The 21,790-nt window shown below is 56.2% G+C and carries 22 protein-coding genes; 14 read left to right on the plus strand and 8 right to left on the minus strand.

Annotated elements, in window-relative coordinates; genetic code table 11:
* The first annotated feature begins 3 nt into the window (after positions 1-3).
* Positions 4-609 (plus strand): DNA-3-methyladenine glycosylase, encoded by a 606-nt coding sequence (locus B5D61_RS00375; protein WP_078811317.1) that lies wholly within the window; start codon positions 4-6, stop codon positions 607-609.
* Here the strand turns inward: B5D61_RS00375 and B5D61_RS00380 are convergent.
* From B5D61_RS00380 to B5D61_RS00390, 3 genes are all read right to left on the minus strand, one after another.
* Complete coding sequence (locus tag B5D61_RS00380; RefSeq protein ID WP_139372971.1) at positions 602-820, minus strand: hypothetical protein; 219 nt, start codon at positions 818-820, stop codon at positions 602-604. The two genes, B5D61_RS00375 and B5D61_RS00380, sit on opposite strands and share 8 nt — an antisense overlap.
* Positions 821-912: 92 nt before the next feature.
* On the minus strand, positions 913-2,019 hold the full coding sequence (locus B5D61_RS00385) for an SMP-30/gluconolactonase/LRE family protein (RefSeq protein WP_078811319.1): 1,107 nt from the start codon (positions 2,017-2,019) through the stop codon (positions 913-915).
* A gap of 26 nt (positions 2,020-2,045) precedes the next feature.
* Entirely contained in the window at positions 2,046-3,833 is a 1,788-nt protein-coding gene (locus B5D61_RS00390; protein ID WP_078811320.1) for a prenyltransferase/squalene oxidase repeat-containing protein, read from the minus strand.
* 50 nt (positions 3,834-3,883) lie between these two features.
* Between B5D61_RS00390 and B5D61_RS00395 the strand changes: the two genes are divergently transcribed.
* From B5D61_RS00395 to B5D61_RS00410, 4 genes are read left to right on the plus strand one after another with little or no spacing between them, the layout of a single operon-like run.
* The gene (locus B5D61_RS00395) at positions 3,884-5,155 is read left to right on the plus strand and encodes a PHP domain-containing protein (protein WP_078811321.1); all 1,272 of its coding nucleotides are present in this window, start codon (positions 3,884-3,886) and stop codon (positions 5,153-5,155) included.
* A gap of 52 nt (positions 5,156-5,207) precedes the next feature.
* The gene (locus tag B5D61_RS00400; protein WP_078811322.1) at positions 5,208-6,014 is read left to right on the plus strand and encodes an MlaE family ABC transporter permease; all 807 of its coding nucleotides are present in this window, start codon (positions 5,208-5,210) and stop codon (positions 6,012-6,014) included.
* A 4-nt stretch (positions 6,015-6,018) separates the two neighbouring features.
* Complete coding sequence (locus tag B5D61_RS00405) at positions 6,019-6,786, plus strand: ABC transporter ATP-binding protein (RefSeq protein WP_078811323.1); 768 nt, start codon at positions 6,019-6,021, stop codon at positions 6,784-6,786.
* Positions 6,787-6,792: 6 nt separating this feature from the next.
* Positions 6,793-7,830, plus strand: a complete 1,038-nt coding sequence (locus B5D61_RS00410) for an MlaD family protein (RefSeq protein WP_078811324.1) — start codon at positions 6,793-6,795, stop codon at positions 7,828-7,830.
* Between the two features lie 6 nt (positions 7,831-7,836).
* Here the strand turns inward: B5D61_RS00410 and dinB are convergent, their stop codons facing one another.
* Complete coding sequence (dinB, locus tag B5D61_RS00415; protein ID WP_078811325.1) at positions 7,837-8,916, minus strand: DNA polymerase IV; 1,080 nt, start codon at positions 8,914-8,916, stop codon at positions 7,837-7,839.
* A 599-nt stretch (positions 8,917-9,515) separates the two neighbouring features.
* Complete coding sequence (locus tag B5D61_RS00425; RefSeq protein WP_078811327.1) at positions 9,516-10,400, minus strand: LysR substrate-binding domain-containing protein; 885 nt, start codon at positions 10,398-10,400, stop codon at positions 9,516-9,518.
* A gap of 140 nt (positions 10,401-10,540) precedes the next feature.
* Here B5D61_RS00425 and B5D61_RS00430 point away from each other — a divergent pair, with 140 nt between their 5' ends.
* From B5D61_RS00430 to B5D61_RS00455, 6 genes are all read left to right on the plus strand, one after another.
* Entirely contained in the window at positions 10,541-11,338 is a 798-nt protein-coding gene (locus B5D61_RS00430) for a DJ-1/PfpI family protein (protein ID WP_078811328.1), read from the plus strand.
* Between the two features lie 135 nt (positions 11,339-11,473).
* Entirely contained in the window at positions 11,474-12,574 is a 1,101-nt protein-coding gene (locus B5D61_RS00435; protein ID WP_078811329.1) for an NADH:flavin oxidoreductase/NADH oxidase, read from the plus strand.
* A 61-nt stretch (positions 12,575-12,635) separates the two neighbouring features.
* Positions 12,636-13,217, plus strand: a complete 582-nt coding sequence (locus B5D61_RS00440; protein WP_078811330.1) for a cupin domain-containing protein — start codon at positions 12,636-12,638, stop codon at positions 13,215-13,217.
* Between the two features lie 6 nt (positions 13,218-13,223).
* On the plus strand, positions 13,224-13,790 hold the full coding sequence (locus B5D61_RS00445; RefSeq protein WP_078811331.1) for a carboxymuconolactone decarboxylase family protein: 567 nt from the start codon (positions 13,224-13,226) through the stop codon (positions 13,788-13,790).
* Positions 13,791-13,837: 47 nt separating this feature from the next.
* A complete protein-coding gene (locus B5D61_RS00450) occupies positions 13,838-14,599 on the plus strand; it encodes an alpha/beta fold hydrolase (protein ID WP_078811332.1) in 762 nt (253 codons plus the stop codon).
* A 99-nt stretch (positions 14,600-14,698) separates the two neighbouring features.
* Positions 14,699-15,337, plus strand: a complete 639-nt coding sequence (locus B5D61_RS00455; protein WP_078811333.1) for an NAD(P)H-binding protein — start codon at positions 14,699-14,701, stop codon at positions 15,335-15,337.
* A gap of 8 nt (positions 15,338-15,345) precedes the next feature.
* Here B5D61_RS00455 and B5D61_RS00460 read toward each other — a convergent pair whose 3' ends face one another.
* Complete coding sequence (locus tag B5D61_RS00460; protein ID WP_078811334.1) at positions 15,346-15,582, minus strand: hypothetical protein; 237 nt, start codon at positions 15,580-15,582, stop codon at positions 15,346-15,348.
* 62 nt (positions 15,583-15,644) lie between these two features.
* A complete protein-coding gene (locus tag B5D61_RS00465; protein ID WP_078811335.1) occupies positions 15,645-16,730 on the minus strand; it encodes an OmpA family protein in 1,086 nt (361 codons plus the stop codon).
* A gap of 123 nt (positions 16,731-16,853) precedes the next feature.
* Here B5D61_RS00465 and B5D61_RS00470 point away from each other — a divergent pair, with 123 nt between their 5' ends.
* Positions 16,854-18,152 (plus strand): GDSL-type esterase/lipase family protein, encoded by a 1,299-nt coding sequence (locus B5D61_RS00470; RefSeq protein WP_078811336.1) that lies wholly within the window; start codon positions 16,854-16,856, stop codon positions 18,150-18,152.
* Between the two features lie 3 nt (positions 18,153-18,155).
* Here the strand turns inward: B5D61_RS00470 and B5D61_RS00475 are convergent, their stop codons facing one another.
* The gene (locus tag B5D61_RS00475; RefSeq protein WP_078811337.1) at positions 18,156-18,689 is read right to left on the minus strand and encodes a hypothetical protein; all 534 of its coding nucleotides are present in this window, start codon (positions 18,687-18,689) and stop codon (positions 18,156-18,158) included.
* A 108-nt stretch (positions 18,690-18,797) separates the two neighbouring features.
* Between B5D61_RS00475 and B5D61_RS00480 the strand changes: the two genes are divergently transcribed.
* Positions 18,798-20,048: a hypothetical protein gene (locus B5D61_RS00480; protein ID WP_078811338.1), complete on the plus strand. Its 1,251-nt coding sequence runs from the start codon at positions 18,798-18,800 to the stop codon at positions 20,046-20,048.
* A gap of 251 nt (positions 20,049-20,299) precedes the next feature.
* Positions 20,300-21,382, plus strand: a complete 1,083-nt coding sequence (locus tag B5D61_RS00485; RefSeq protein ID WP_078811339.1) for a hypothetical protein — start codon at positions 20,300-20,302, stop codon at positions 21,380-21,382.
* Positions 21,383-21,790: the final 408 nt, after the last annotated feature.

Genomic DNA, 21,790 nt, shown 5'->3' on the forward strand with positions numbered 1-21,790 from the left:
CTCATGATGGCTTTCCTCAATTCAGATTTCTTTAAGCGTGACGTGCTCACCGTCGCCCATGACCTGATTGGTGTGGAGTTGGTCTGGGAGGGATGCTCGGGCGTCATCGTGGAGACGGAGGCTTATGCTGTAGAAAATGACCCCGCTTGTCACACTGCGTCGCGCCCCAGCGCCCGAGAGTTTGTCAGGACCCAGACACCGGGCACGGCTTACGTCTATTTCAACTACGGCATGTATTGGCTCTTCAACCTGCTGGTGAAGGGAGGAGATCGAGATGGCTTGATCTTGATTCGAGCCTTAGATCCGAGGCAAGGCATTGAGGAAATGCAGGAGCGGCGGCAGAAGCAAAAGCTCACCGATCTCTGCTCTGGCCCGGGGAAGCTGGCCGTGGCTATGGGCATCGGTGGCGTGCATCACGGCACGCCGATGACGGGTAAGCAGAGACCTAAACTCTGCGGCTTACGGGCGCGTTCAGAACCCGTCGAGGTCGTGGCGGATGTGCGTGTGGGCATCAGCCAAGCGGTGGATTTCCCCTGGCGATTTCTTGCCCGTGACAACCCGCATGTGAGCGTGAAGCACGGGCGTGTGAAATTGCCGCCCGTTAGATGACGCCGCCGCCGAGGAAGAGGCGAAGGGCTGCGATGAAGGCCACGGCCAAGTTGATGGTTAGGCCGATCTTGCGCTGCGGGAAGGCTCCGAAGATAATGCCGATCAAGCTGCCGAAAAGAGTGACCCACAAGGTCCATCCCAGCAGTGGAATGAGCCCTGGGACGAGCAACACCGCGCACAGCACGCCGATAAGAACAGAGATGGTTTGCATGACGAACGGAAAGTCATGCAAACCGCTCGAACCGCAAAGATAAAATGGGCGCAGTTTTGTAAAGAAGGGCAGGCGTCGCCCTCTGGCTTGAATTAGCAGAAGTGTGCGCCGCTGGTATTTACATGCAGCGAGTAGAGTGACTGGCTGGCGGTGATGAACAAACGGTTACGCTTCGGACCGCCAAAGCAGAGGTTACTGCCGGTTTCGGGGAGCCTGATGAGGCCGATGCGTTGACCTTCGGGAGAGAAAATATGCACACCATCGAATCCACCCCCAGCCCAGCCTGCAGAAGCCCATACATTGCCGTCCACATCGCACCGAACGCCATCGGAACCGCCTTTGCCTGAACGCAGTATCCCTTGGAGAAGTAGCGTGGGAGGAATCGGCTGGACACGCTTATTGGGTTTTTGGCTATCGGGACTAACTGGCGCCGACTTGTCGATCTTCATCGCTGCAAACTCCTTGCCCTCCCCCAGCTTCAAGCTGTCTTTGACATCATAAACCCGGATATTCTTGGCATCGCTCGTGTCCACGATGTAGAGTTTCTTGTAGTCAGGGCTGAAACACAATCCGTTAGGCTTGCCTTCGGCTTCGGTCACCTTTTCGACCTTGCCGCTGGGATCAATGCGATAGACCGCTTCTTTGAGTTGGAGTTCGCCTTTATTCCCCTCGTAGTCTCCCATGCTGCCGTAGCCAGGGTCAGTGAACCACACGCCGCCATCGGGATGCACCACCACGTCATTGGGGGCATTGAGCGGTTTGCCTTCAAACTCGGAGGCCAGCACCGTGACTTGGCCATTGAGTTCATAACGCACCACACGGCGGTTGGCATGTTCGCATGAGATTTGGCGCCCTTGCAGGTCAAAGGTATTGCCGTTGCTATTGCCCGAGTTGTTGCGCATCACGCTCACATGACCGTCCTCAGGCAGGTAACGCATCTGGGCGTTGTTGGGGATGTCACTCCAAACGAGGTAATTACCCGAGCCATTCCAGGCCGGACCCTCAGCCCAGAGCATGCCGGTATGCAGACGGCGGAGGGGGGAGTTGCCTTGGATGTATTTGCCAAAGGAGGGCTCGAGGGCAATCACATCCGGGTCGGGGTAGCGCTCAGGCACTTGCCCCGTCCAATCACGAGCGATGGCGGAGGCGGCGGCGCTGCTGGCAAGTGTGGTCAGGAAAGTGCGGCGGGATGTGTTCATGGTGGGATGCGCGTGGTTGTAGAGACTCAGGAAACGGAGGGCAAGACCGCTTTTGCACGATGAAGTGCTTGGAGTGTCCAGACCACAGGATAGAGTTTCTCGTGATACCACAGTCGAGCGAAGTAAAGACCGATGGGAGAGGGTGGAAACTGAGTGCCTTTTTGAGTGGCGTTGCTGAGCCATTCGACGGCTCGTTGCGCGGGTTCTATCGCTAAGTCTCCCTGTTGCAGTAAAGCATTCAAGGCGACGGCGGTTTCTTCAATGGAGGAGGGGGCGTTTTTGTCTCCTCCCCAGCTTCCATCAGGCTTTTGTGCGGAGATCAAGTAACGACGGCCACTTTGAATCAAGTCTTGGGCCTGGCTGGCCAGAGACGCCGTGCCGCTGAGATAAGCCACGACCTGAGCCGTTCCATAAACAGGATTGTTTTCATCAGGCGTGTGTTCATTGCCGAACCACAGTGGAATCCAAGAACCTTCGGGACTCTGATTTTTACGCAAGTAACTCAAAGCGTGGCGGGTCGCTCGATGAATCTGCAGCTTCAAGGATTCAGGCATCTCCTTCTCCCATAGCCACCACGCCAGAAGCGCATGGGCGGTGAGCTCGGGCGTGCTGCGATCAAAGGGGAGCGTTCCCCAGCCCCGGCAAAAGGTCGGAATACCGCCATCGCGATTTTGCAGATCCAGCAGCCAAGTGATGCCCTTTGCTGCGGCGGCTGCATTGCGGGCGGCATCGTCACCCGTCAGTTTCATCGCAATCAAGGCCCCAGCAGTATCATCCGCATCCGGGACGCCACCGGGGAGGTCGGTCCAGGCCCAACCTCCGGGAGCGGCATTGGTGAAGGGGTGAATCGTTTGATATTGTTGGTTAGACACCCATTCGCGAACGTAAGTGTCTATGCTTCCAAGCGCCTTGCTGGCAAGCGTAGTCCCCCAAGTGGCGAGGTTGGTGTCGATGGGCCAGCTCCCATCGGCTCGCACGGAGCGAAGAAGGAATTCGACAGCGCCAGGGATGCAAGGATGATCTTTCTCCCCGGCGGAGGCGAGGGCCATGGTGACAAAGCTGGTTAGGGGTGTCGCTTCTAGATAACCCCCGCTGGAGGGCTGCAGGGTCTTGAGCATCGGTCGAATCCTTCCCCATGTGGCCGCGCGCAACCAACCCAACGGATTCCACCACGCAGGTGGGGCGTTTTTAAACCGGGCATACCCAATGGCGATCAGGGCCGGGAGGGCGTAGCTCACCACTGGAAGCCCGATGGCACCGAACCATGAGCGCGGCAGGGCTGCCAATTCGAAGGGTAGGGGAAGCACGCGTCGCCACGCGTTTTTCCCCATCGTCCCGCCTATGGTGCAGAGCATGAGGATGGGCACGGAAAAGGTCTTGTCCTTGCCATAACGAGCGATGACGGCCTTGGCGATGTCATCTGGTTGAAGAGAGCCGACCTGCGTGGTGATCCAGGTTTCGCAGGCAAGCATGGCAGGGACACGCTGCGTCGTGTCCGACAGTGAGGAGGCAGTGCGGCGCGTCCCGACCAGAGTGAGCGCACTCCAGCAAAGAAGCGTGGTGGAAAGGTTGCTCTTGCTGATCGCCGTATCGCCCCAACCGCCATCGGCATTTTGGTGAGCGACCAGCCAGGCTGCGCCCGCTTGAATCAAAGTCTCATGCTTCGCTGCATCCACGCCGTGTAGTGCCACGATGGCGGTGGCGGTGGATAAGGCGCTGCTGGATAGCTCGCCCTCCCAATGCCCCGCGGCATTGCGTAGGGCAAGGAGGTGGGCCTCAGTATGGGCCAGCGTTTCGTGAACAGAATGTAACATGCGTATGGCTGATTGTTCGTGCCTGTGGGCTCCGTTCAAGAAGAACCACCATGAGATTTATCCTGCTCCCCGTTCTTTTGATTGCCATGACGGCTGCCGCCGACGAGCCCCGCTGGTACAAAGGCAACACCCACACGCATTCCCTGTGGAGCGATGGCAATGACTTTCCGGAGATGATCTCGGCTTGGTATAAAGATCATGGCTATGACTTCCTTTGCATGTCGGATCACAATACGTTGGCCGAGGGAGATAAATGGGTGGCGGAAGCGACGATCGAAAAGAAAAAAATGACCCTGGGCAAGAAGGTCATCGATAAGTGCAAGGCTCGTTATGGTGACGACTGGCTCGTCACCCGCACGGACGAAAAAGGCGGCCTGGAGGTGAAGTTGAAGACGTTAGAGGAGTATCGCGGCAAATTGGAGGAGCCGGGCAAGTTTCTGCTCGTCCAGGCGGAAGAGGTCACAGGTGGTTTTGCCAAATCACCCATCCATATCAATGCTCTCAACATCACCGAGGCGATTGAGCCGGTGAAAGATCTGGTTTCAATCCGGGAAACCATCCGCAAGAACCTGCAAAATATCGCTGCTCAAGCGGCCAAAACGGGCCGTCCTATCATGGCGCATGTGAATCATCCCAACTTCCGTTGGGGCATCAGTGCTGAGGATTTGGCCCATGTGATTGAGGATAAGTTTTTCGAAGTGTACAATGGTCACCCCATGACTTATCCCGAGGGCGATCCTCTGCGTGCGGATACTTCCACGGATCGCATGTGGGACATCGCCAGCACCATCCGTCTGGTGGAGCTGAAGCAGCCTCCGCTTTACGCTTTGGGCACCGATGACAGTCATCACTATCATGGTGGCACAGCGACTTCTGGACGTGGTTGGGTGATGGTGAAGTCGGATAAGCTCGACCCGAATGCCTTGGTGGAGGCCATGCAGCGGGGTGACTTCTATGCGTCGTGCGGTGTCACCTTGGAGGATGTGAGTTTTGATCCAGCTACGCGCAAACTAACCGTCAAAATCAAAGGAGAACCCGGGGTGAAATACACCACGGAGTTTCGCGGCACTCCGAAAAACTATGATCGTGCAGTGAAAGAAGTGCCTGCCCCTGCGGATGACAACTACCCCGTTCGTCTAAAGCACAGTGAGGATGTGGGTAAGCTGCTGGCCAGCAGCGAGAGCCTGGAATCCAGCTACCAGATGACGGGGGATGAACTGTATGTGCGTGCGATCATCATCTCCGACAAGGTGATGGATAACCCCGCTACCCCGGGGCAACTCCAAAAAGCCTGGACGCAGCCCGTGGGCTGGCAGCCTTAACAGCATACCGTGGGTTGCCTTTGCGGCAGCATCGTGCCATCGTGCATGTCTGATGGGTGCACTGTATGGTTTTTTGGCGATTCCTGGCCGCTCCTTACTGAACTTCCTGGGCTATCTTGGGCAGTTGGGGGCGTTGCTGGGAGAACTGTGGCAGTCTGTCACGAAAGGCACGTTGAGACTGCGTCTGATGGCCGAGCAGATCGTCACGATCGGTTACGGTTCCCAGGCGGTGGTGCTGGTGACCGGGGCATTCACGGGAGCAGTGTTCACGGCGCAGTCGTATTTCAAATTCAAGGACTTTGGCATTGAGTCCACGGTCGGGGGCATTGTGAGTGTTTCCCTCTGTCGTGAATTGGGACCTGTCTTGGCGGGCCTGATGGTCACGGGTCGAGTCGGCGCGTCCATGGCGGCCGAGATTGGCACCATGAAGGTCAGTGAGCAGGTCGATGCCTTACGCGTCATGGGGGCTCATCCGGTGGACTATCTCGTGCTACCGCGCTTTTTGGCCATGATGATCTCCATGCCGCTGCTGATTGCGGAGTGCATCGTGTTTGGTCTGGCGGCTTCCGTGATCGTGGGCACAGGGGTCTTTGAGATTCCCTTCGCCTGGTTCTGGGAGCATGTACGGGATCACACGAACCTCGAAGATCTGAGCTTTGGGATGATCAAGGGGTTTGTGTTCGGTATCCTCATCGTGCTCATTTCCTGTCACCAAGGTCTCATCGCTTCGAATGGAGCTGTTGGTGTCGGATTAGGCACGATTCGTGCCGTGGTGTTTTCCTCGTTGGCCCTGCTGGTGGCTAACTTCTTCCTGACCATGCTTCTGAATTATTTCTTCCCCCTGGGGACTGCTCTGTGACGCCATGCATGTGCCTAGCAATCCAGACGTTCCCTTCATCCGTGTCTCCGGGCTCAAAAAGAGCTTCGGCGAGCAGAAGACTCTACAGGGAGTGGATCTCACCATCAGCCATGGCGAAACGTTGGTGCTGATCGGACCGAGCGGCGAGGGCAAAAGCGTGCTACTGAAGCATATCATCGGCCTGTTGCACCCTGATGAAGGGCATGTGGAATTGGATGGCGTGGATCTTTGCAGCATGAATGAGCGCCAGATGGTTAAGTTCCGGCGGCGCATGGGCTACCTCTTTCAAAATGCGGCGCTGTTTGATAGCCTGACTGTGGCTCAGAACGTGGCGTTTCCTCTGAAAGAAGCGGGTGTCACGAACAAAGACGAGATCGACCAGCAAGTGCATGAAGCTCTGGAGTTGGTCGAACTGGAAGAGCATAAAAATAAAATGCCCATCAACCTCTCGGGGGGGATGCGTAAGCGTGTAGGCATCGCTCGAGCCATCATCTGCCGCCCGGAATGCGTGTTGTATGATGAGCCCACGGCAGGTCTGGATCCGATCGTTACCGATGTGATCGATCAGATGATCATCCGCCTGCAAAAACGTTTTCGTGTGACCAGCATCGTGATCACCCATGACATGAGCAGCGTGTTCAAGATCGCGGATCGTGTCGCCATGCTCAAAAACGGCGTGATCTCTTTCCTCGGCACTCCTGAGGATTTGCGCCAATCCCCTGATCCCGACATTCAAAATTTCATCGCCGGACGCTCCGGTATGTGTGCTTAGACCTGTATGACTAAAGATCGTAAAACCGAAATCCTCGTGGGGTTATTCCTCCTCGTAGGCCTGCTGATGCTGGGCGGCATCATTCTGGAGTTTGGCAGCTTGCGCACGTTGTTTCGGGATACCTATGAGCTTCGTGTGGCTTTCCCCAATGCGGCAGGCATCAAAGAAGGTTCTCCCGTTTTCCTGGGCGGTTCCAAGGTGGGCAAGGTGAAGAAGCATCCTGAGCTGAATGACACCTTCACAGGGGTGGTGATGACGCTGGAGATTTTTGACGATGTGGATATTCCCGTGGACGCTACCTTTGGCATCGGTTCCAAAGGTCTGATGGGAGATGCCCTGGTGGAGATCAAACCCAGTGGCAAACAGACGGATCAGTTTCTCGCCCATGATTATGACAAGATCATCGACGGTAGCCAATCCGGCGGATTGTCCGATCTGCAGGGGCAAGCCGAGGTGGTGGCAAAGAAGGTGGATTTAGTGTTGGATGATATTCGGACCGCGTTGGTGGATGTGAAAGCCGCCATGGGGAAAGTGAATCAAGAGGCGCTCTCAGACACGACCATTCAGGATTTCAAAAAGAGCATGGAGCACCTCAGCAACACCATGACGCGGATCGACACCCAAGTGCTGGGTGACGAGAATACCAAGAACCTGAAGGCCGCTATCCTGGATATCAAGGAGGCGGCAGCGAGCTTTAAAACCTCCGCTAAAAACATCGAGGCAACGACGCAGAAGCTCACCCCGATCGTGGAGAAGCTGGACCCGGTGATCACGAAGGCTGACAGAGCGATGGCTACCGCAGATGAGTCCCTGCAATCCATCAAAAAAGCGGCGGATAGCTTCTCGGTCGCCGCCCGCAATATTACCACGGGGAAAGGCTTGCTCGGGGCCTTGATGAATGACCCAGTGCTCAAGGACGACTTCAAAGATCTAATCGGCAACCTCAAGCGCAACGGGGTGCTGTTTTATCGTAACAATGCCGAGAAAGAGCGCGCGCGTCAGGAGGCTGAGCGGCAAGTGCCCTTGTCACCTCTCCGTCGGTGAGCGTTTTCAGAAAGGCAGCCGCAATTGATGGCTCGACGGAGGCACGAGAGTCGAGACACCGATGCCGATGAGGCGCAGCGGGCTGGTGACGAGGTGATGCCTAGCCAGTAAGAAGCAAGCAATGCGGTAGATCTCGTTCTCTGAGGTCACGGGATCATCCAGGCGAGTCTGACGGGTGAGCGTGGTGAAGTCGCTGTAGCGCACTTTCACCTGCACGGTTAGAGCACCGAGATCATGCTTTGAGAGCGTCTGGGCCACATCCAGCGCCATTTCCTTCAAGGCGGCCTTCAGGGTAGGGCGGTGCTCCGTATCCTCAAGGAAGGTGTTTTCGGCACTGATGCTCTTACGCTCGTCGCTCAGATCCAGAGGCCGATCATCGATTCCAAAAGCCCGGGCTTTCAGCTTTTCGGCAAACGAACCAGCCACCTCGCCCAAGGGAAGTGTGGTGTCTTGGAGATCGCCGATGGTTTTCAAACCCATCGCTTCAAGCCCACGTGCAGTCACGGGGCCAACGCCGTGAATGGTGCCGATGGGCAGCGGCCGAAGAAAGGCGACCCTATCACGATCAAAGATCAGGGTCAGCCCGTCTGGCTTTTGATAATCACTGGCGAGCTTGGCCAGAAATTTGTTCATGCTGATGCCGATGCTGGCGGTCAGTTGGCAGTCGTGCTTGATTCGTTCCTTGATGGTTTCGGCGATGGGATGCAGGGCTTCAATGGCCGTGTCTTGCGGCAGTCGTTCATAGGCCAAAGCGCTGACATCCAGATAGGCTTCATCCACGGAGACTTGTTCGATGAGCGGGGTGAATTCCTTCAAGATGGCCATGATGCGTGCCGACTCCGCTCGATAGACCTCCATGCGAGGTCGCACAAAGATGCCCTGCGGGCAGAGGCGCCCCGCCGTACTCGAGGGCATGGCGGAGCGGACCTTGAATTTCCGCGCCTCATAACTGGCTGCACAAACCACTCCACGCTGATCTGGAGGGGAACCGACAATGACTGGTTTGCCTCGGTATTCTGGATGGTCACGCTGCTCCACGGAGGCGTAAAACGCATCCATGTCCATATGCATGATGACTCTGGGCATGCCTGAGTGAAGAAGAAACGAAACCTATCAGATCCCTGCGTTACAGCCGCGCATCACAAGGGGCAGCAATGCCGTGCCTGCGATGGAGATGAGCAAGGAAGTGAGGCAGCCAACCCAGTTGGAGAAGAAAATCAATATCGGGTTATATCGCAGGGCCTTTCAGGCTCGGCCTTGCGTGTAGGTCAAATCTGAACTGAGCACCGAAGGGGAGCTACGCATGGCCAAGACCTTCGCGCTGGCGACGCCGCTGCGAAGGTCATCAAAGTGGGTTCACACACTCCCTGTGCGGGCCACTTTAAACAGTTGCGCTACCTTTTTGCAAAGCGGACCCAATAGCCGATGGCAACAGCTATCAGGAGGCTGACGAGTACGGACCCGCTAAGCAGCGAGTCCAACGAGCAAGGCATGACAAGGCTTTTGGGGCCGACAAAGAGGATCACCTGTCTGCCTGGGGCGATGCGGTGCCCAAATTCTAACATCACAACCCTATCGGTCTCCCAGACACCCCACCCCACTCCATGTGCCGAAGCCGTCCATTCACAATGAACCCGAGGCGTTGGAAGATAGGCTAGCATCAATGTTTTGGTAAAGGCTGCCCATTAGCGCGTCTTCTTGACCAGCTCCACAAACTTGACCAGCGCCGGGCTCTGGCTGCGACGGAGCCAGGCGAGTTTGTATTGGTATTTCGGCAGGCGACCTTTCATGGGTAGAAACCGAACGCCGGGGGTGGCGAACGAGGCGATTCGGGCAGGAAAAAGAGAGACCCCAAATCCGGCAGCGACATAGTTCAGGACGGTGGCGGCGCGGTCGGTTTCACGGGCGATGCGCGGCTGGAATCCGGCGTTTTCGCAGAGCTTCATGAGCCAGGGATTGAACACGGGCGCATTGGCCTGCGCAGTGAGGTAAAAAGCCTCATCCTTGAGATCCGCCAGCCCGACGGTGGATTGTTTGGCCAGCGGATGATTGGATGGGATGGCGGCCATCAGGTCGTCTTCGGCGACAACTATCATTTCCAAGCCCGGGTCAGGTGACTCCACGGCAAAGCCGATAAAACCGCAGTCGAGATGACCGGAATGGATTCGTTCGCGTTGCGGAGTCGGACCGAGCTCGCTGAGAATCAGATCGACCGATGGATATTGCGCCCGGTAAGTTTGCAACAGGTGCGGCAGCAATGAATGGCTCAGAGTGCCGATGAAGCCAATGCGCAAGGTTCCAGTCTCGCCACGCGCCCGGCGTTGCGCTTCTGCCACGGCATCGCGTGTATCTTCCAGGATCAATCGCACTTTCGAGAGAAAGAGTGTTCCGGCTTCGGTGAGGGCCACACCGTGGGTGCTTCGCTCCAGCAGCTTGACTTCCATTTCGAATTCCAGGTCGGCGATGGTGCGGCTGAGCGCGGATTGAGCGACGTGGAGCTTCTCTGCGGCCCGGCTGTAGTTCAGTTCTTCGGCGACGGTTTGAAAGGAGCGGAGATGACGCAGTTCCATGCGGTGAACGGTTATCTAAAAAATAGATCACGGCAATAGAATCGTTCTATTTCAACTATAACCAATATTGAATCACTCTGACGACGTGATGAATCCACAACGGACGGATCCTAACAACAAACGACTCAGAAAATAACATCATGAAAACTGTGACTTCCCTCTTCACCGCCAGCGTTCTCAGTCTGCTCCCCCTCTTCAACGCAACAGCCCAGGACGCCAGCGCCCGCGAGCTCGACATCATCAACCAGCTCTCCACCCAGCCCGTGGCGTCCACGCTGCCGGTGACGGGTTTCCTCAATGCTCCCGGGAATGAAAAGGTGAAGGATTTTTTCCTGACTCCGGTGAAGGACACCACTGCGCTGAAGGGCAAACGCATCGCTGTTCTGGTCGCCGATGGCTTTGAAGAGATCGAACTTACCGGGCCGGTCTGGTTTTTCCGCTCGCTCGGAGCGCAGGTCGATATCGTGTCACCGAAGTTCGTGGCTCCTCCTGCCCGCTACGGACTCAGCGTCCCGGAAATGGCGAAGACTCACGTGATGGCCATCCAATACTTGCAGCCCGTTGGCTGGATCAAAGTGGATCGCCGTGCGAATGAAATCAAAGTGGACGAATACGATGCCGTTTTCATCCCCGGAGGTGCATGGAACCCGGACAACCTTCGTTACGACAAGGACGTCATCCAGTTCCTCAAAGACTTCAGCCGATCTGGCAAACTCATCGCCGCCATCTGCCACGGCCCCGTTGTGCTGGCTTCTGCGGATTTGCTGAAAGGCAAAAAACTCACGGGCTACTGGAATATCCAGGTCGATCTCACCAACGCGGGTGGCACCGTTTTGGAAGAACCTGTCGTCGTGGACGGCAACATCGTCACCAGCCGCCACCCTATCGATGTGGCTGATTTCTCCATCGCCGTGAAGGATTGGCTGCTGGCCAAATGAGCCTCCCACAAATGAAAGCCACTCATCGTCTGGCTGTGAGGAAAATCGCTTAACACAAACGCTCCTGGCACACCTGATGTTTACTTAACGTCATTTTGCATCAACCAAGTCGCCCCGTCTCATTTCTTCCGCATCATGAAACCGAAACTCTTCACGCCGATCCAGCTCAAAGGCATCACCCTGCGCAACCGCATCGCCATGTCGCCCATGTGCCAATACACTGCGGTGGATGGACTGCCCACCGACTGGCATCCTGCCCACTATCAATCACGTGCCCGTGGCGGAGCGGGGTTGGTGGTGGTGGAGGCCACCGCTGTCAGCCCGGAAGGACGCATCACGCCGGGATGTCTCGGGATCTGGAGCGATGAACATGCTGCCGCGCTGAAACCCATCGCCGATGGCATCAAATCCGGCGGAGCGGTCCCGGGCATTCAGATCGGCCACGCCGGACGCAAGGCTTCCGCCAACCTGCCCTGGGAGGGCGACAACCACATCTCTGCTGACGATCCCCGTGGCTGGGAACCCATCGCGCCAAGCGCGATTGCCTATGGCGGTGATCTTCCCCGCCTCCCTCATGAGATGACCAAGGCGGAGATCGAGCGTGTGAAGGCTGACTTCGTCGCCGCTGCCAAACGCGCCCGCGACATGGGTTTTGAGTTTCTACTTCTACACTTCGCCCACGGGTATCTCGCGCAAAATTTTCTCTCCCGCTGGTCAAACCAACGCACCGATGAATACGGCGGCAGTGCCGAAAACCGCGCCCGCTTCATGATTGAAACCCTCGAAGCCGTCCGCGCTGTCTGGCCTGAACATCTGCCGCTGGCAGCCCGGCTTGGCGTGATCGAGTTCGATGATCGCAACGAGGAAACCTTGGCGGAGTCCATCGCCCTGGCGAAGCGTTTCAAAGAACTCGGTCTCGACTTCCTCGATGTCAGCATGGGTTTCTCCATTCCAGATGCAAAAATTCCCTGGGGGGCTGGACAGCTTCGCGAAATCTCCAAGCGTGTCCTTGCCGAAACCGGCCTGCCCGGCTCCACCTCCTGGAATATCAACAGCCCGGTCCTCGCTGAGGCGATGCTCCAGGAAGGCGCGGGTGACCTCGTCATGATCGGTCGCCCCCTGCTGGGGAATCCCCATTGGCCTTTCGCTGCCGCGCGCGAACTCGGCCTTGAAAATCCCACCTCAGTGCTGCCGCCCTCCTACGCGCACTGGCTGTCCCGCTATCACTTCGCATAAACCGTACCCAACCGGGCAACGTCATTCCCGCAAACAGCAACCATCCTCCAAAAACAAGTCGATGAATACTCAATCCCACCCATTCAGGCGTATCGTGACAGGGCATGATGCCGCAGGACAGGCCATCATTCTCTCCGAAGCGCCCCCCACGCGTTCACAGTTGGTGGGAGGTCCCGGCGGCCCCACTTTTTTTGAAGTGTGGCAGACCCTGGAAACTCCCGCACTCATCCATCCGCAGCCCGAAGAACCGGAGCAGGCCGGACTTGTACTGGCTCCGCCATCGCATGGGACCAGAATTCGCGTGATCGAGTTCCCTCCCGAGGGCGAAGAAATCCGTCAACTCACGGCAGCCGCCGCTCAGGAAAAGTTTCAATCCATGAGCGGAGGTCATGCCGCCACCGCCCAGGCAGGAGCTCCGCATCCCCTAATGCACCGAACTCAAACGGTGGACTATGGCATCGTGCTTGAGGGTGAGATCACACTGGTGGTCGATCACGGAGAAACCACGATCCGGGCGGGGGACATTGTGATTCAAAACGGCACCAACCACGCTTGGGCAAACCGCTCGGGAAAAATCTGCCGCATGGCCTTTGTCCTCATCAGCGGACAATACGCCGCAGAACTCAGCCAACCTCAACTCTGACAAGCCATGCGCAGTCCCCCCATCCATCCGGACACGTTGAGTCCCGAACTCCGCCAGGTGCATGACGAGATCGCCAGCCTAGTTGGTCGCAGTCAGGGCCAAGTGACCATGCTCGATGCCTCTGGCGCCTTGACGGGCCCGTTCTCGCCCATGCTGAGGCACCCCCAGTTCGGCATACCTGCGCTGACCTTTCTTCGCTCGTTAGACCATCACGCCACGCTCGACAAGGCCGTGCGCGAGGTCGCCATCCTCACCGTAGGAGCAGCCTACGGCGCACGTTTTGAACTCTACGCTCACGAGATCATGGCGGCGGCCTTTGGGCTTTCACCGGATGTGATCGCCACCCTGGCGGCAGGAGGCCGCCCCTATGGGTTGTCCCCGCAGCAAGCTGTCGCCCATGACATTGCCCATGCCCTGGTCTCCGGCCATGTGATCCCCGAGTCCACTTATCAGCACGCCACGCGCCTGCTCGGCAGTGATGCCGTGGCGGAACTCTTTTTCCTGATCGGCGGATACAGCCTCATCGCCACTCTGCTGAATGGCTTCGATGTGCCAGCTCCAGAAAGGTCATGAGTCTCTTTTTTAACACCGCTCATTGAACTCGGATAACCCTCAAGAAAATGAAAACACCAAATCAAACCTACCTCTTAATTCACGGGGCCTGGCAGGCTCCCTATGTCTGGAACCAGGTCAGCTCCGATCTACGCCAACAAGGCCATCAAGTCATCGTCGTTGAGCTGCCAGGACACGGCGCTGACCACACCCCTGCGTATGCTCTGAGCCTGGATATTTACCGGGACAAGGTCATCGAAGCAATTGCAAAAGCTGAAGGAGAAGTGATCCTGGTCGGCCACAGCATGGCGGGCATGGTCATCACCCATGTGGCCGAAAGTGTGCCTGATAAAATCAGCAGGCTCGTTTACATCGGGGCCTTCCTTCCGGCCTCAGGGCAATCGCTGACGGATCTGGCCTACTCCGATCCCGATTCAAAACTCGGCCCCGCATTGATCCCATCGACCGACGGTCTGACACTCGATGTCGCCCGCGATCAATTGGTGGACCTTTTCATCAGTGACGGCTCACCCGCCGAGCAGGAACGTGTGCTGGCCAACTATCGGCCCGAACCCGCCATTCCCTTCACCAACCAGGTCACGCTCACCACCGAAGGCGCAGGCTCTGTCGAAAAAGTGTATGTTAAAACACTCAACGACATCGTCATCTCTCCCGGTCTGCAAGAACGCATGATCGCCGCTGCGGGCATCGAAAGAGTCTATGAGCTGGAATCCAGCCACTCACCTTTCCTCTCGCAACCGCAAGAGGTCGTAAAAGTGTTTCTGGAAATCGGAAAACCAGCCAAGCTCATCAGTGCTGGAGTCGTGTAATGCGATGGCTTTTGGCATACCGCTTTCCGAAAGCACAAAGAAAGTCCGGCACAGACGATAACAACAAAAGTGGTGCTTCACGCCGCACTCCGAACATTTATGAAAGCCTTGATCATTGGTGCCACCGGGGCCACGGGAAAAGACCTCGTTGAAGTGCTGTTAAAAGACCCGCATTACACAGAAGTCGTGGCTTTCGTGCGCAGACCCAGCGGGCGGGCGCACCCCAAATATAGCGAGGTCATCACCGATTTTGAGAAGTTGGAGAACGTCGCCAGCTTGATCCGAGGAGACGTTTGGTTTTCGTGCCTCGGAACCACTCGGAAAACAGCGGGTTCCAAGGCCAAACACTGGCACATCGACTATGACCTGCCCGCAAAATTCGCTGAAATCGCCAGACGAAATGGAGTTGTCAGAGCAGTCCTGCTGTCCGCCTATGGCGCATCCAGCACGAGCCGAGTGTTTTATTCCAAACTGAAAGGCACGCTCGACGATCACATTGCCGCTCTTGGCTTTGAACCATGCATCATTTTCAGGCCGGGCTTTTTGATTCGTGAAAACACCGACCGTCCAAGCGAACTCATGATCGCCAAAGCGTTGAAGATTTTGAACGGACTTGGCCTGCTCAAAAAATTCCGCCCATTGCCGACCTCAACCTTGGCTGAAAAGCTGGCCAAAGCGCCCCAAGTTTTCACCTACGGAACCCACATCATCGAATTGGATGATGTCTTCCATGTTTGAAAACCGGTCTAGGTCAAATCCGAACTTAGCACCGAATGGGCGCTGCGCATGGCCAAATCCTTGGCTTGGGCCACGACACGCACGGGGGTGGCGTCGAATTTGTAAGCGTGGCAGCTCGGGCAGGTGACGGCGCGTGTCACCACGATGGAGCCACACCCTTCGCATACTTTGTATTGCTCAGGATGGGTGGTGATTTTTTCGGCTTGTTTCAGCCGCTGGTCCTTAGACTCGTCAGGGGCGCTCATGAATGTTCTTGTTTGCTCATGTTACGTCTCAGCCTCTCAAAGCGCAACGCTGTGCCCTAAGTTTATTTGCGGGGGCGGACCTTAATTTCCACACGGCGGTTCAGGCTCTGCTCCTCAACAGTGCCAGTGGTGGTCACGATGGGCTTACTTTTGCCCATGCCCATGGCCTGGACACGGTCTGTGCCCAGACGCAGGGAATTGCGCAGCCATTCCACCACGGCATTTGCACGGCGCATGCTGAGCTGAAGGTTAAAATCATCCCCGCCGAAGCTGTCGGTATGGCCCTCAATGATGAAAAGGGAATCTGGGTTTTTCTGGATGAGGAAACCCAGCTTCATCAGGCTAAGACGAGCACCTTCAGCTAGCTGATCGCTACCGTATTCAAAGAGGAGGTCCGTCGGCATCAGGATCGGGGCTGTGCTGCCGCCCATCGCCCCGCCTCCACCGAGGAGGTCGTCCAGATTACTGTAACCCTTCACCCGGCTCCCCACACCGTCGCCATCGCCCTGGGCTTTGACCTGGTCCAGCAGCTTCATGTCCACCTCTCCGCCATCGGCGGGGTCGAGCCCGCCGGCGTCGATCAGCATCTGTTTTTCAGACACGGGCTTGGACAGCACATCTCGGCGCATGCTGGCCATCTCAGTGGCGAGATCAGGGGTGGCAATGGCCTGGGGCGCGAGAAGCGCGGCCATGTCGGGCATTTTGCCCCCAGGGGTTTTGCCATCACCCAAGTCACCATTGCGGATGAAGTTGGTCACTTCTTTGACGTTCGGTGTGAGGTCGATCTCCTGGTTTTCAGGGATCATGGCGGCCTTGTCAAAGTTGTCCAAATTCGGCTCAAAGGATTTGATATCCGGCTGATTCCCCGGGGCGATCATCTCGGGAATTTCCTGGATGGCTTTCTGTTCTTGCAGGAGCTTGGGGTCAATCTTGATGCGCTCCGGGACCTTGGCTGCCACCTGTTGTTGGGGGATGCTATGGCCGAGGAAAACACTGATTTTGTCAAAGCTCACATACAGCAGTCCATGGAGTAGGAAGGACAAGATCAGGGCAAACATGATCCACCACTTCAGGCTCCAGTCTTCACGGGAGCGAAAAGAGGAGCGCGGAGTGCTGCTCCAGACGGGGGATTGAGAAACATTGGCCATGAGGGCAGGGAACAGTAACACGCCTTCCGCGTTCAGGAAAATTCAAAGTCAGTTTTGCTTTTTCCTGAGCAAAATGGGTGCCGGGATGAACTTCCAGACGTTCCCATACGTCAGAGAATTCGAATGTCAGTCATTCGCTCCAGCCTTTTTCTTTTGATGCTGCTGCTCGGATTACCTCTCCGGGCAGCCCAGCAGTGCTTGGTTATTGGAGATAGCCTGACGAAGGAATACGAGGTGGAGTTTCCCCTGTTGTTCCCTCAGAACCCCGCTTCCTGGGATTCCCGAAACTGGGCTGAAATCTTGCACGAGCGCCGCAACACTTGGTTCGATCTCGGGAACTTCAGCGGTTACGCGGATAGCCGTGCGACCGGTCACGAATACAACTGGGCGATTCCTGGAGCGACCACAGGCGAGATCAAAAATCTGCTGAGAAACTTCGGGTTCCTGCTGGAAATCAGCAGTCAGATCCGCAGTGGGGCTGAACGGGTGGTCATCTTTGCAGGCGGCAATGATGTGGATAGCTATTATCGACAGATCTACGACGGGCAGTCTCCAACCAGCTTCACCCGCTCGACCCGGGACAACCTGCAATGGCTCGTGGATTACGTGCGGGGGCTCAAATCCTCCCTGCCGATCGTGCTCGTCTCGGTGCCACACCTGGGCTGTGCCCCAGATGTGCAAGCTCAGTGTCCGACGGACCCTGTGAAAACGGCTCGGGTCACAGCGGCGCTGGATGATCTGAATGCGCAACTGGCCACATTCGCCCAAACTCGAGGAATCGCTTTCGTGCCCGGGGTTTATCAACTGACCAAGGACATGATCTCTCTACCGTTTCGTATTGGCGGCATTGAGTTTTATCGGCAAGCCGATGCAGATTCCCGCCCGCGATACGCTTTCTCAGGCGATGGTTTTCATCCAGCGGTGAGTCCCCAGGCAAAAATCGCGCAGATGATCATCGACGCCTTCGTGAGTCGTTATCCCACGACGAAGATAACGGCACTATCGGATCGGGAAATCATCGAGCAAATCCTGGGACTGAATTCAGATTTGCCCTTTCAAGAGTGGATGGCCACGCAGGACGTTCCTGAAAATCAGAGGGGAGTGGAGGATGATCCCGATGGGGATGGTCTGATCAACTTGATCGAGTTCGTTCGTGCGGATGGGAATGCGGCACAAGCAACCTCCGTGGCTTGGCCGACTCCCCGTGTGGACCGCAGCCAGTCTCCCTCTCAAGTGGTCTGGACGGTTCCGATGCGGCCTGAGTCCATAGGGTGGGCTACCGCACGGTTTATGCAATCGAGTGACTTGGTGTCTTGGCAAACCATGAATGCCAGCCAAGTCACAATCAGCAGTGAAGGGGCTCAAACGGTCCGGTTTCCCCTGTCACCACGAACTTTCGTGAGGTTGGAAATTTCACGATGATCGCTATCGGGAGGCCCTCCTCAGTTCGCTGGCTTTGGCACGTAGCTCGGCGGCTTGTTGAGCCAAGGCGGCCGTTTCTGGCTGGGTGGCATAAGCTTCCTCTTTTTTCTTCATGTAGGCAGCTCCGGCGTTGGCGGAAACTTCCATGAGTGCAGCGATTTCAGGCACTTTGCGGCCTTCTTCGGTGATGTGATTTTCGGCTTTTCGATAAGCGTCTTGGGCAGCCTGTTTGCCTGCGGCGTCCTGCTTGCCGATGGCGGTGGTCAGTTGGTTGAAGGCTGCATCTCTTTGCGCTCGTGCTTCAGCGAGGGCGGAGTGAGTCTTGAGTGCTTCTTGGACGCTGCGTGATGCTTCACGTGATTGCTCCAGCAGTGCTTTCAGTTCTGGCACTCGTTCCTCGATCTGAGGGAGCTTTTCATACATTTCGCGCTCCAACTTAAAGGCTTCGCGACTCATTGCTCGGGCTTCGTCTTTCGAGTCGGCTTGAGCCGGGCTGAGACTGAGAAGGAGGAAAAGCAGGGCTGGAAGCAACTTCATAGAGGTTGGGAATGAAGGGTGGTTACTCCTTTAACTACCCCCTTTGTATGCGAAGGTTTCTCCAAGGTCTTTGCTAGGAGGTGGGTCTTGACTTCGTTTGGGGGCTGTATGCCTAACAAATTTTTGATAGCGACCCTGCTGAAGTGCTGTGTTTTCGGCTGTTACGGCCTCCACGCTCAGGAGTTGGCTTTTGAGGGAGCGGCCGGTTTCGGTGCTTTTTCACGAGGGGGTAAGGGCGGTGTCGTGATCGAGGTGAATCGGCTGGATGATGATGTGAAGGCTCCCCAGCCAGGCATGCTGAGGTGGGCCGTTCAGCAGAAAGGACCGCGCATGATCCACTTTACGCAGGCGGGCACCATCCACCTGCTCGATACCTTGGAAATCCGAGAGCCCTTTTTGACCCTGGATGGTCGGGATGCTCCAGGTCAGGGGGTGTGCATTCGTGGGGGAACCTTGGAATTTAAAGATACCCACGATATCATCCTGCGTTCTTTCCGTGTCCGCCTAGGGGATGAAACGACGAAGCGCCGAAATCGTGAGCAAGGGCTGAAGCGGCCGAAGAATTCGAATGGTCTGGATTGTCTTTCTTTCTCACGCTGTCGGGATGTCATTGCCGATCACATCTCGGCTTCATGGTCTTGCGACGAGGTTTTTAGCGTGGTGCATTGTGAAAATGTCACGGTGCAGTGGTGTCTGATTTCTGAACCGTTGACCAATCCCGAACTGCACCCTTACGGCGATAATCATGCCTTTGGTTTCAATGCCAGTGCATCAACGCTGAGTGTTCATCACTGCCTATTTGCTCGATACGTCATGCGCGGACCTCAATTCGAGGCCAATGATCTGCGCAAGGAGGATGCGTATGAGGTCAAGATGGAGGCCGTGAATAACGTGATGTTTGATTATCAGAAATCAGGTTCACGCTACACCACGGGTGTCGAAGATCATCGTGATGCGGCAGCGGGTAAACACTACGCCTTTCAATTCATGGGCAATGTTTATCTGGGTGGAGCGGAACCTCCTGCGATCCAAGCGGTGATGAAGCACGAGGTTCACTCCGGTGTGCGTGTGCATGTGGATGATCCGTCACTCATCCAGCTCAGTGATAGCAAGGGCAGGGAAGGTTTCATCAAGGAGGTGCAGGCTCAGCAGCAATCAGCGCCCTTGTTTGCTTCACCCAGACTTCAGGCAGACCCCGTGTCCACCGTTCTGGAGAGGGTTTTGGCCTCCGTGGGTTGTTCTCATGTATGTGATGCGGTGGATACACGTGTTTTGGCGGCGGTGCGCAATCGTGATTGGCATAAGCCGATCCGGTCGCAGAACGAGGTGGGTGGATGGCCGGACTTGCAGGGAAACTGAGGATCGAGATTTCTCCGGTTTAGCGTCTGTCCTGAGGCCATCCTTGGCGTGCCTCAGATCGTTGCATTCTTGCCGCGATCTTGAGCCTTCCTGGCTGCAGAGGCGATTCGTTCTTGAGGTGAATTTGCCTGGCCGAGAGAGAGATGAAATTTTTTTTGCAGAATCTGCGCAAGTCTTCGGAGTGACCTGCATCTGCGGTGTGAAGGGCGGCCTTTCCGCCCGCCGAATCTCAAAATCGAACTCACACTCTTATGAAACGCAGAATTGCTATCCTGACCATCGCCGCCAGCCTGTTGACCTCGATGGTTTCCACCGCCTCCGCTCAGACTCTTCGGCTGGTCAATCAGATCAATGAGATCATCCCTAGCCAAGCCATGGCGGGACAAACGATCACCGTGAAGATTAGCAACACGGAGGTGAACTTTAACAGCATCATCAAAGATTTCCGTTCTCCGAAGCTTCAAGAAATCATTGCTCGCTTCCCACGCGTTCCTAGTCTGGAGACGAAAATCTTCTTCACCGGCACCCGCTCAGGCACTTTTGTGGAAGGTCTGAATGTCCGCCGTGTCGATGCCAGCACCTACACCGTGCAGGTGCCTACGACCGCACGCACTGGGCCGATGAAGCTCCAGCGCGGAATCGCTAGCAGCACCTCCACGGTTCGCTTTACGCTGGCGACAGTCGGCTTCACCTTTGTGAACCTGAGTCAGTTCAACGTGGTGAGCTTGAAAGTAGACAATGTCGAGCGCTTGGCTCCAGGCCAAACGATTGCCGCTGTGCCGCATACAGCTCCAAATGTGAATGTGCTCGATGTCGGCACGCCTTCCGGTAACCGCACGATTCAAGTGACGATGGGGCGTAACGCTGCAAGTCCAGTCCTGGTTCTGTTTTTCAATGCCCGTCAAGCACAGACGCTGATCAGCGCCAACGAAGGCTTCCGCAATCCGATCCTGCTGAACCCGATGCTGGCTGGTGAGTATTTGGCTTCTTCTCCCAATACTGTGTCCGTGGTCGGCACTAGTCGCACGGTGAGCTGGCAGGCCGTCGAAGTCCAGGCTGGCCCAGGCGGTGCGACGGCTGTGATCCACGGTTTCGACTTCACCTTCAACAGTGCGAATGGAACCACGACCTTCAGGCATTGGATCGGTGACCGCCCGAATGTGGTGGCTCAGGGCACGGTGTCAGAACCTACCGCAGCCCAGTGGGGGGTGAATCCTGCTGCGATCAACCTGAACCTGCGCCGCAGTAATAACACCGCTTACACGACCCTGGTTGTCGATCTGTCCAATGCCCGCTTCAGCGCCACCGATGGGTTGAGCTACGAGATGCAGTAATCGGAGCCCATGTTCCAAAAACCGCCCAATTTCAGACAAAGTCTGGGATTGGGCGGTTGGCTTTTGGTTGGGACGCTTCAGTGAAGAGACTCTGTTGAGACTGGTCGGTTTGTTTTATCTCGCAACACGACGGAATTTTTTTGCCCTCTAGCGCGATTTTAATTTTTAACCAGCGAGTCATGGTGTCGAAGGGGTTTGTTGCCTTCAAAACCGAGATTCTGACGACAGGATAAGACCAGAATTTCTTCTTTTTAAACGCATAGAGCGAGTGAGTTTTCCTAGTGTAAAGTGGGTTTAAAGTCTGAGGTATTCTTGGGTTGAACACCCCGATTTACGAGGGAGAACCTCTTCCTGGCATTCTCCTTGCTTGCGGATTTCTTCCGAAGGTACAAACTACCCGCCCCTCCG

The organism is Prosthecobacter debontii (assembly GCF_900167535.1).
GTDB classification, from domain to species: Bacteria; Verrucomicrobiota; Verrucomicrobiia; order Verrucomicrobiales; family Verrucomicrobiaceae; genus Prosthecobacter; species Prosthecobacter debontii.

Excerpts from the sequence above, each read along its gene's own strand:
- B5D61_RS00410 (WP_078811324.1), top strand. The coding sequence starts at position 6,793 with ATGACTAAAGATCGTAAAACCGAAATCCTCGTGGGGTTATTCCTCCTC.
- B5D61_RS00440 (WP_078811330.1), top strand. The coding sequence starts at position 12,636 with ATGAATACTCAATCCCACCCATTCAGGCGTATCGTGACAGGGCATGAT.
- B5D61_RS00375 (WP_078811317.1), top strand. The coding sequence starts at position 4 with ATGATGGCTTTCCTCAATTCAGATTTCTTTAAGCGTGACGTGCTCACC.
- B5D61_RS00390 (WP_078811320.1), bottom strand. The coding sequence starts at position 3,833 with ATGTTACATTCTGTTCACGAAACGCTGGCCCATACTGAGGCCCACCTC.
- B5D61_RS00425 (WP_078811327.1), bottom strand. The coding sequence starts at position 10,400 with ATGGAACTGCGTCATCTCCGCTCCTTTCAAACCGTCGCCGAAGAACTG.
- B5D61_RS00480 (WP_078811338.1), top strand. The coding sequence starts at position 18,798 with ATGCCTAACAAATTTTTGATAGCGACCCTGCTGAAGTGCTGTGTTTTC.
- B5D61_RS00455 (WP_078811333.1), top strand. The coding sequence starts at position 14,699 with ATGAAAGCCTTGATCATTGGTGCCACCGGGGCCACGGGAAAAGACCTC.
- B5D61_RS00450 (WP_078811332.1), top strand. The coding sequence starts at position 13,838 with ATGAAAACACCAAATCAAACCTACCTCTTAATTCACGGGGCCTGGCAG.
- B5D61_RS00445 (WP_078811331.1), top strand. The coding sequence starts at position 13,224 with ATGCGCAGTCCCCCCATCCATCCGGACACGTTGAGTCCCGAACTCCGC.
- B5D61_RS00475 (WP_078811337.1), bottom strand. The coding sequence starts at position 18,689 with ATGAAGTTGCTTCCAGCCCTGCTTTTCCTCCTTCTCAGTCTCAGCCCG.
- B5D61_RS00395 (WP_078811321.1), top strand. The coding sequence starts at position 3,884 with ATGAGATTTATCCTGCTCCCCGTTCTTTTGATTGCCATGACGGCTGCC.
- B5D61_RS00485 (WP_078811339.1), top strand. The coding sequence starts at position 20,300 with ATGAAACGCAGAATTGCTATCCTGACCATCGCCGCCAGCCTGTTGACC.
- B5D61_RS00470 (WP_078811336.1), top strand. The coding sequence starts at position 16,854 with ATGTCAGTCATTCGCTCCAGCCTTTTTCTTTTGATGCTGCTGCTCGGA.
- B5D61_RS00460 (WP_078811334.1), bottom strand. The coding sequence starts at position 15,582 with ATGAGCGCCCCTGACGAGTCTAAGGACCAGCGGCTGAAACAAGCCGAA.
- B5D61_RS00465 (WP_078811335.1), bottom strand. The coding sequence starts at position 16,730 with ATGGCCAATGTTTCTCAATCCCCCGTCTGGAGCAGCACTCCGCGCTCC.
- B5D61_RS00385 (WP_078811319.1), bottom strand. The coding sequence starts at position 2,019 with ATGAACACATCCCGCCGCACTTTCCTGACCACACTTGCCAGCAGCGCC.
- B5D61_RS00380 (WP_139372971.1), bottom strand. The coding sequence starts at position 820 with ATGCAAACCATCTCTGTTCTTATCGGCGTGCTGTGCGCGGTGTTGCTC.
- B5D61_RS00400 (WP_078811322.1), top strand. The coding sequence starts at position 5,208 with ATGGGTGCACTGTATGGTTTTTTGGCGATTCCTGGCCGCTCCTTACTG.
- B5D61_RS00435 (WP_078811329.1), top strand. The coding sequence starts at position 11,474 with ATGAAACCGAAACTCTTCACGCCGATCCAGCTCAAAGGCATCACCCTG.
- B5D61_RS00430 (WP_078811328.1), top strand. The coding sequence starts at position 10,541 with ATGAAAACTGTGACTTCCCTCTTCACCGCCAGCGTTCTCAGTCTGCTC.
- dinB (WP_078811325.1), bottom strand. The coding sequence starts at position 8,916 with ATGCCCAGAGTCATCATGCATATGGACATGGATGCGTTTTACGCCTCC.
- B5D61_RS00405 (WP_078811323.1), top strand. The coding sequence starts at position 6,019 with ATGCATGTGCCTAGCAATCCAGACGTTCCCTTCATCCGTGTCTCCGGG.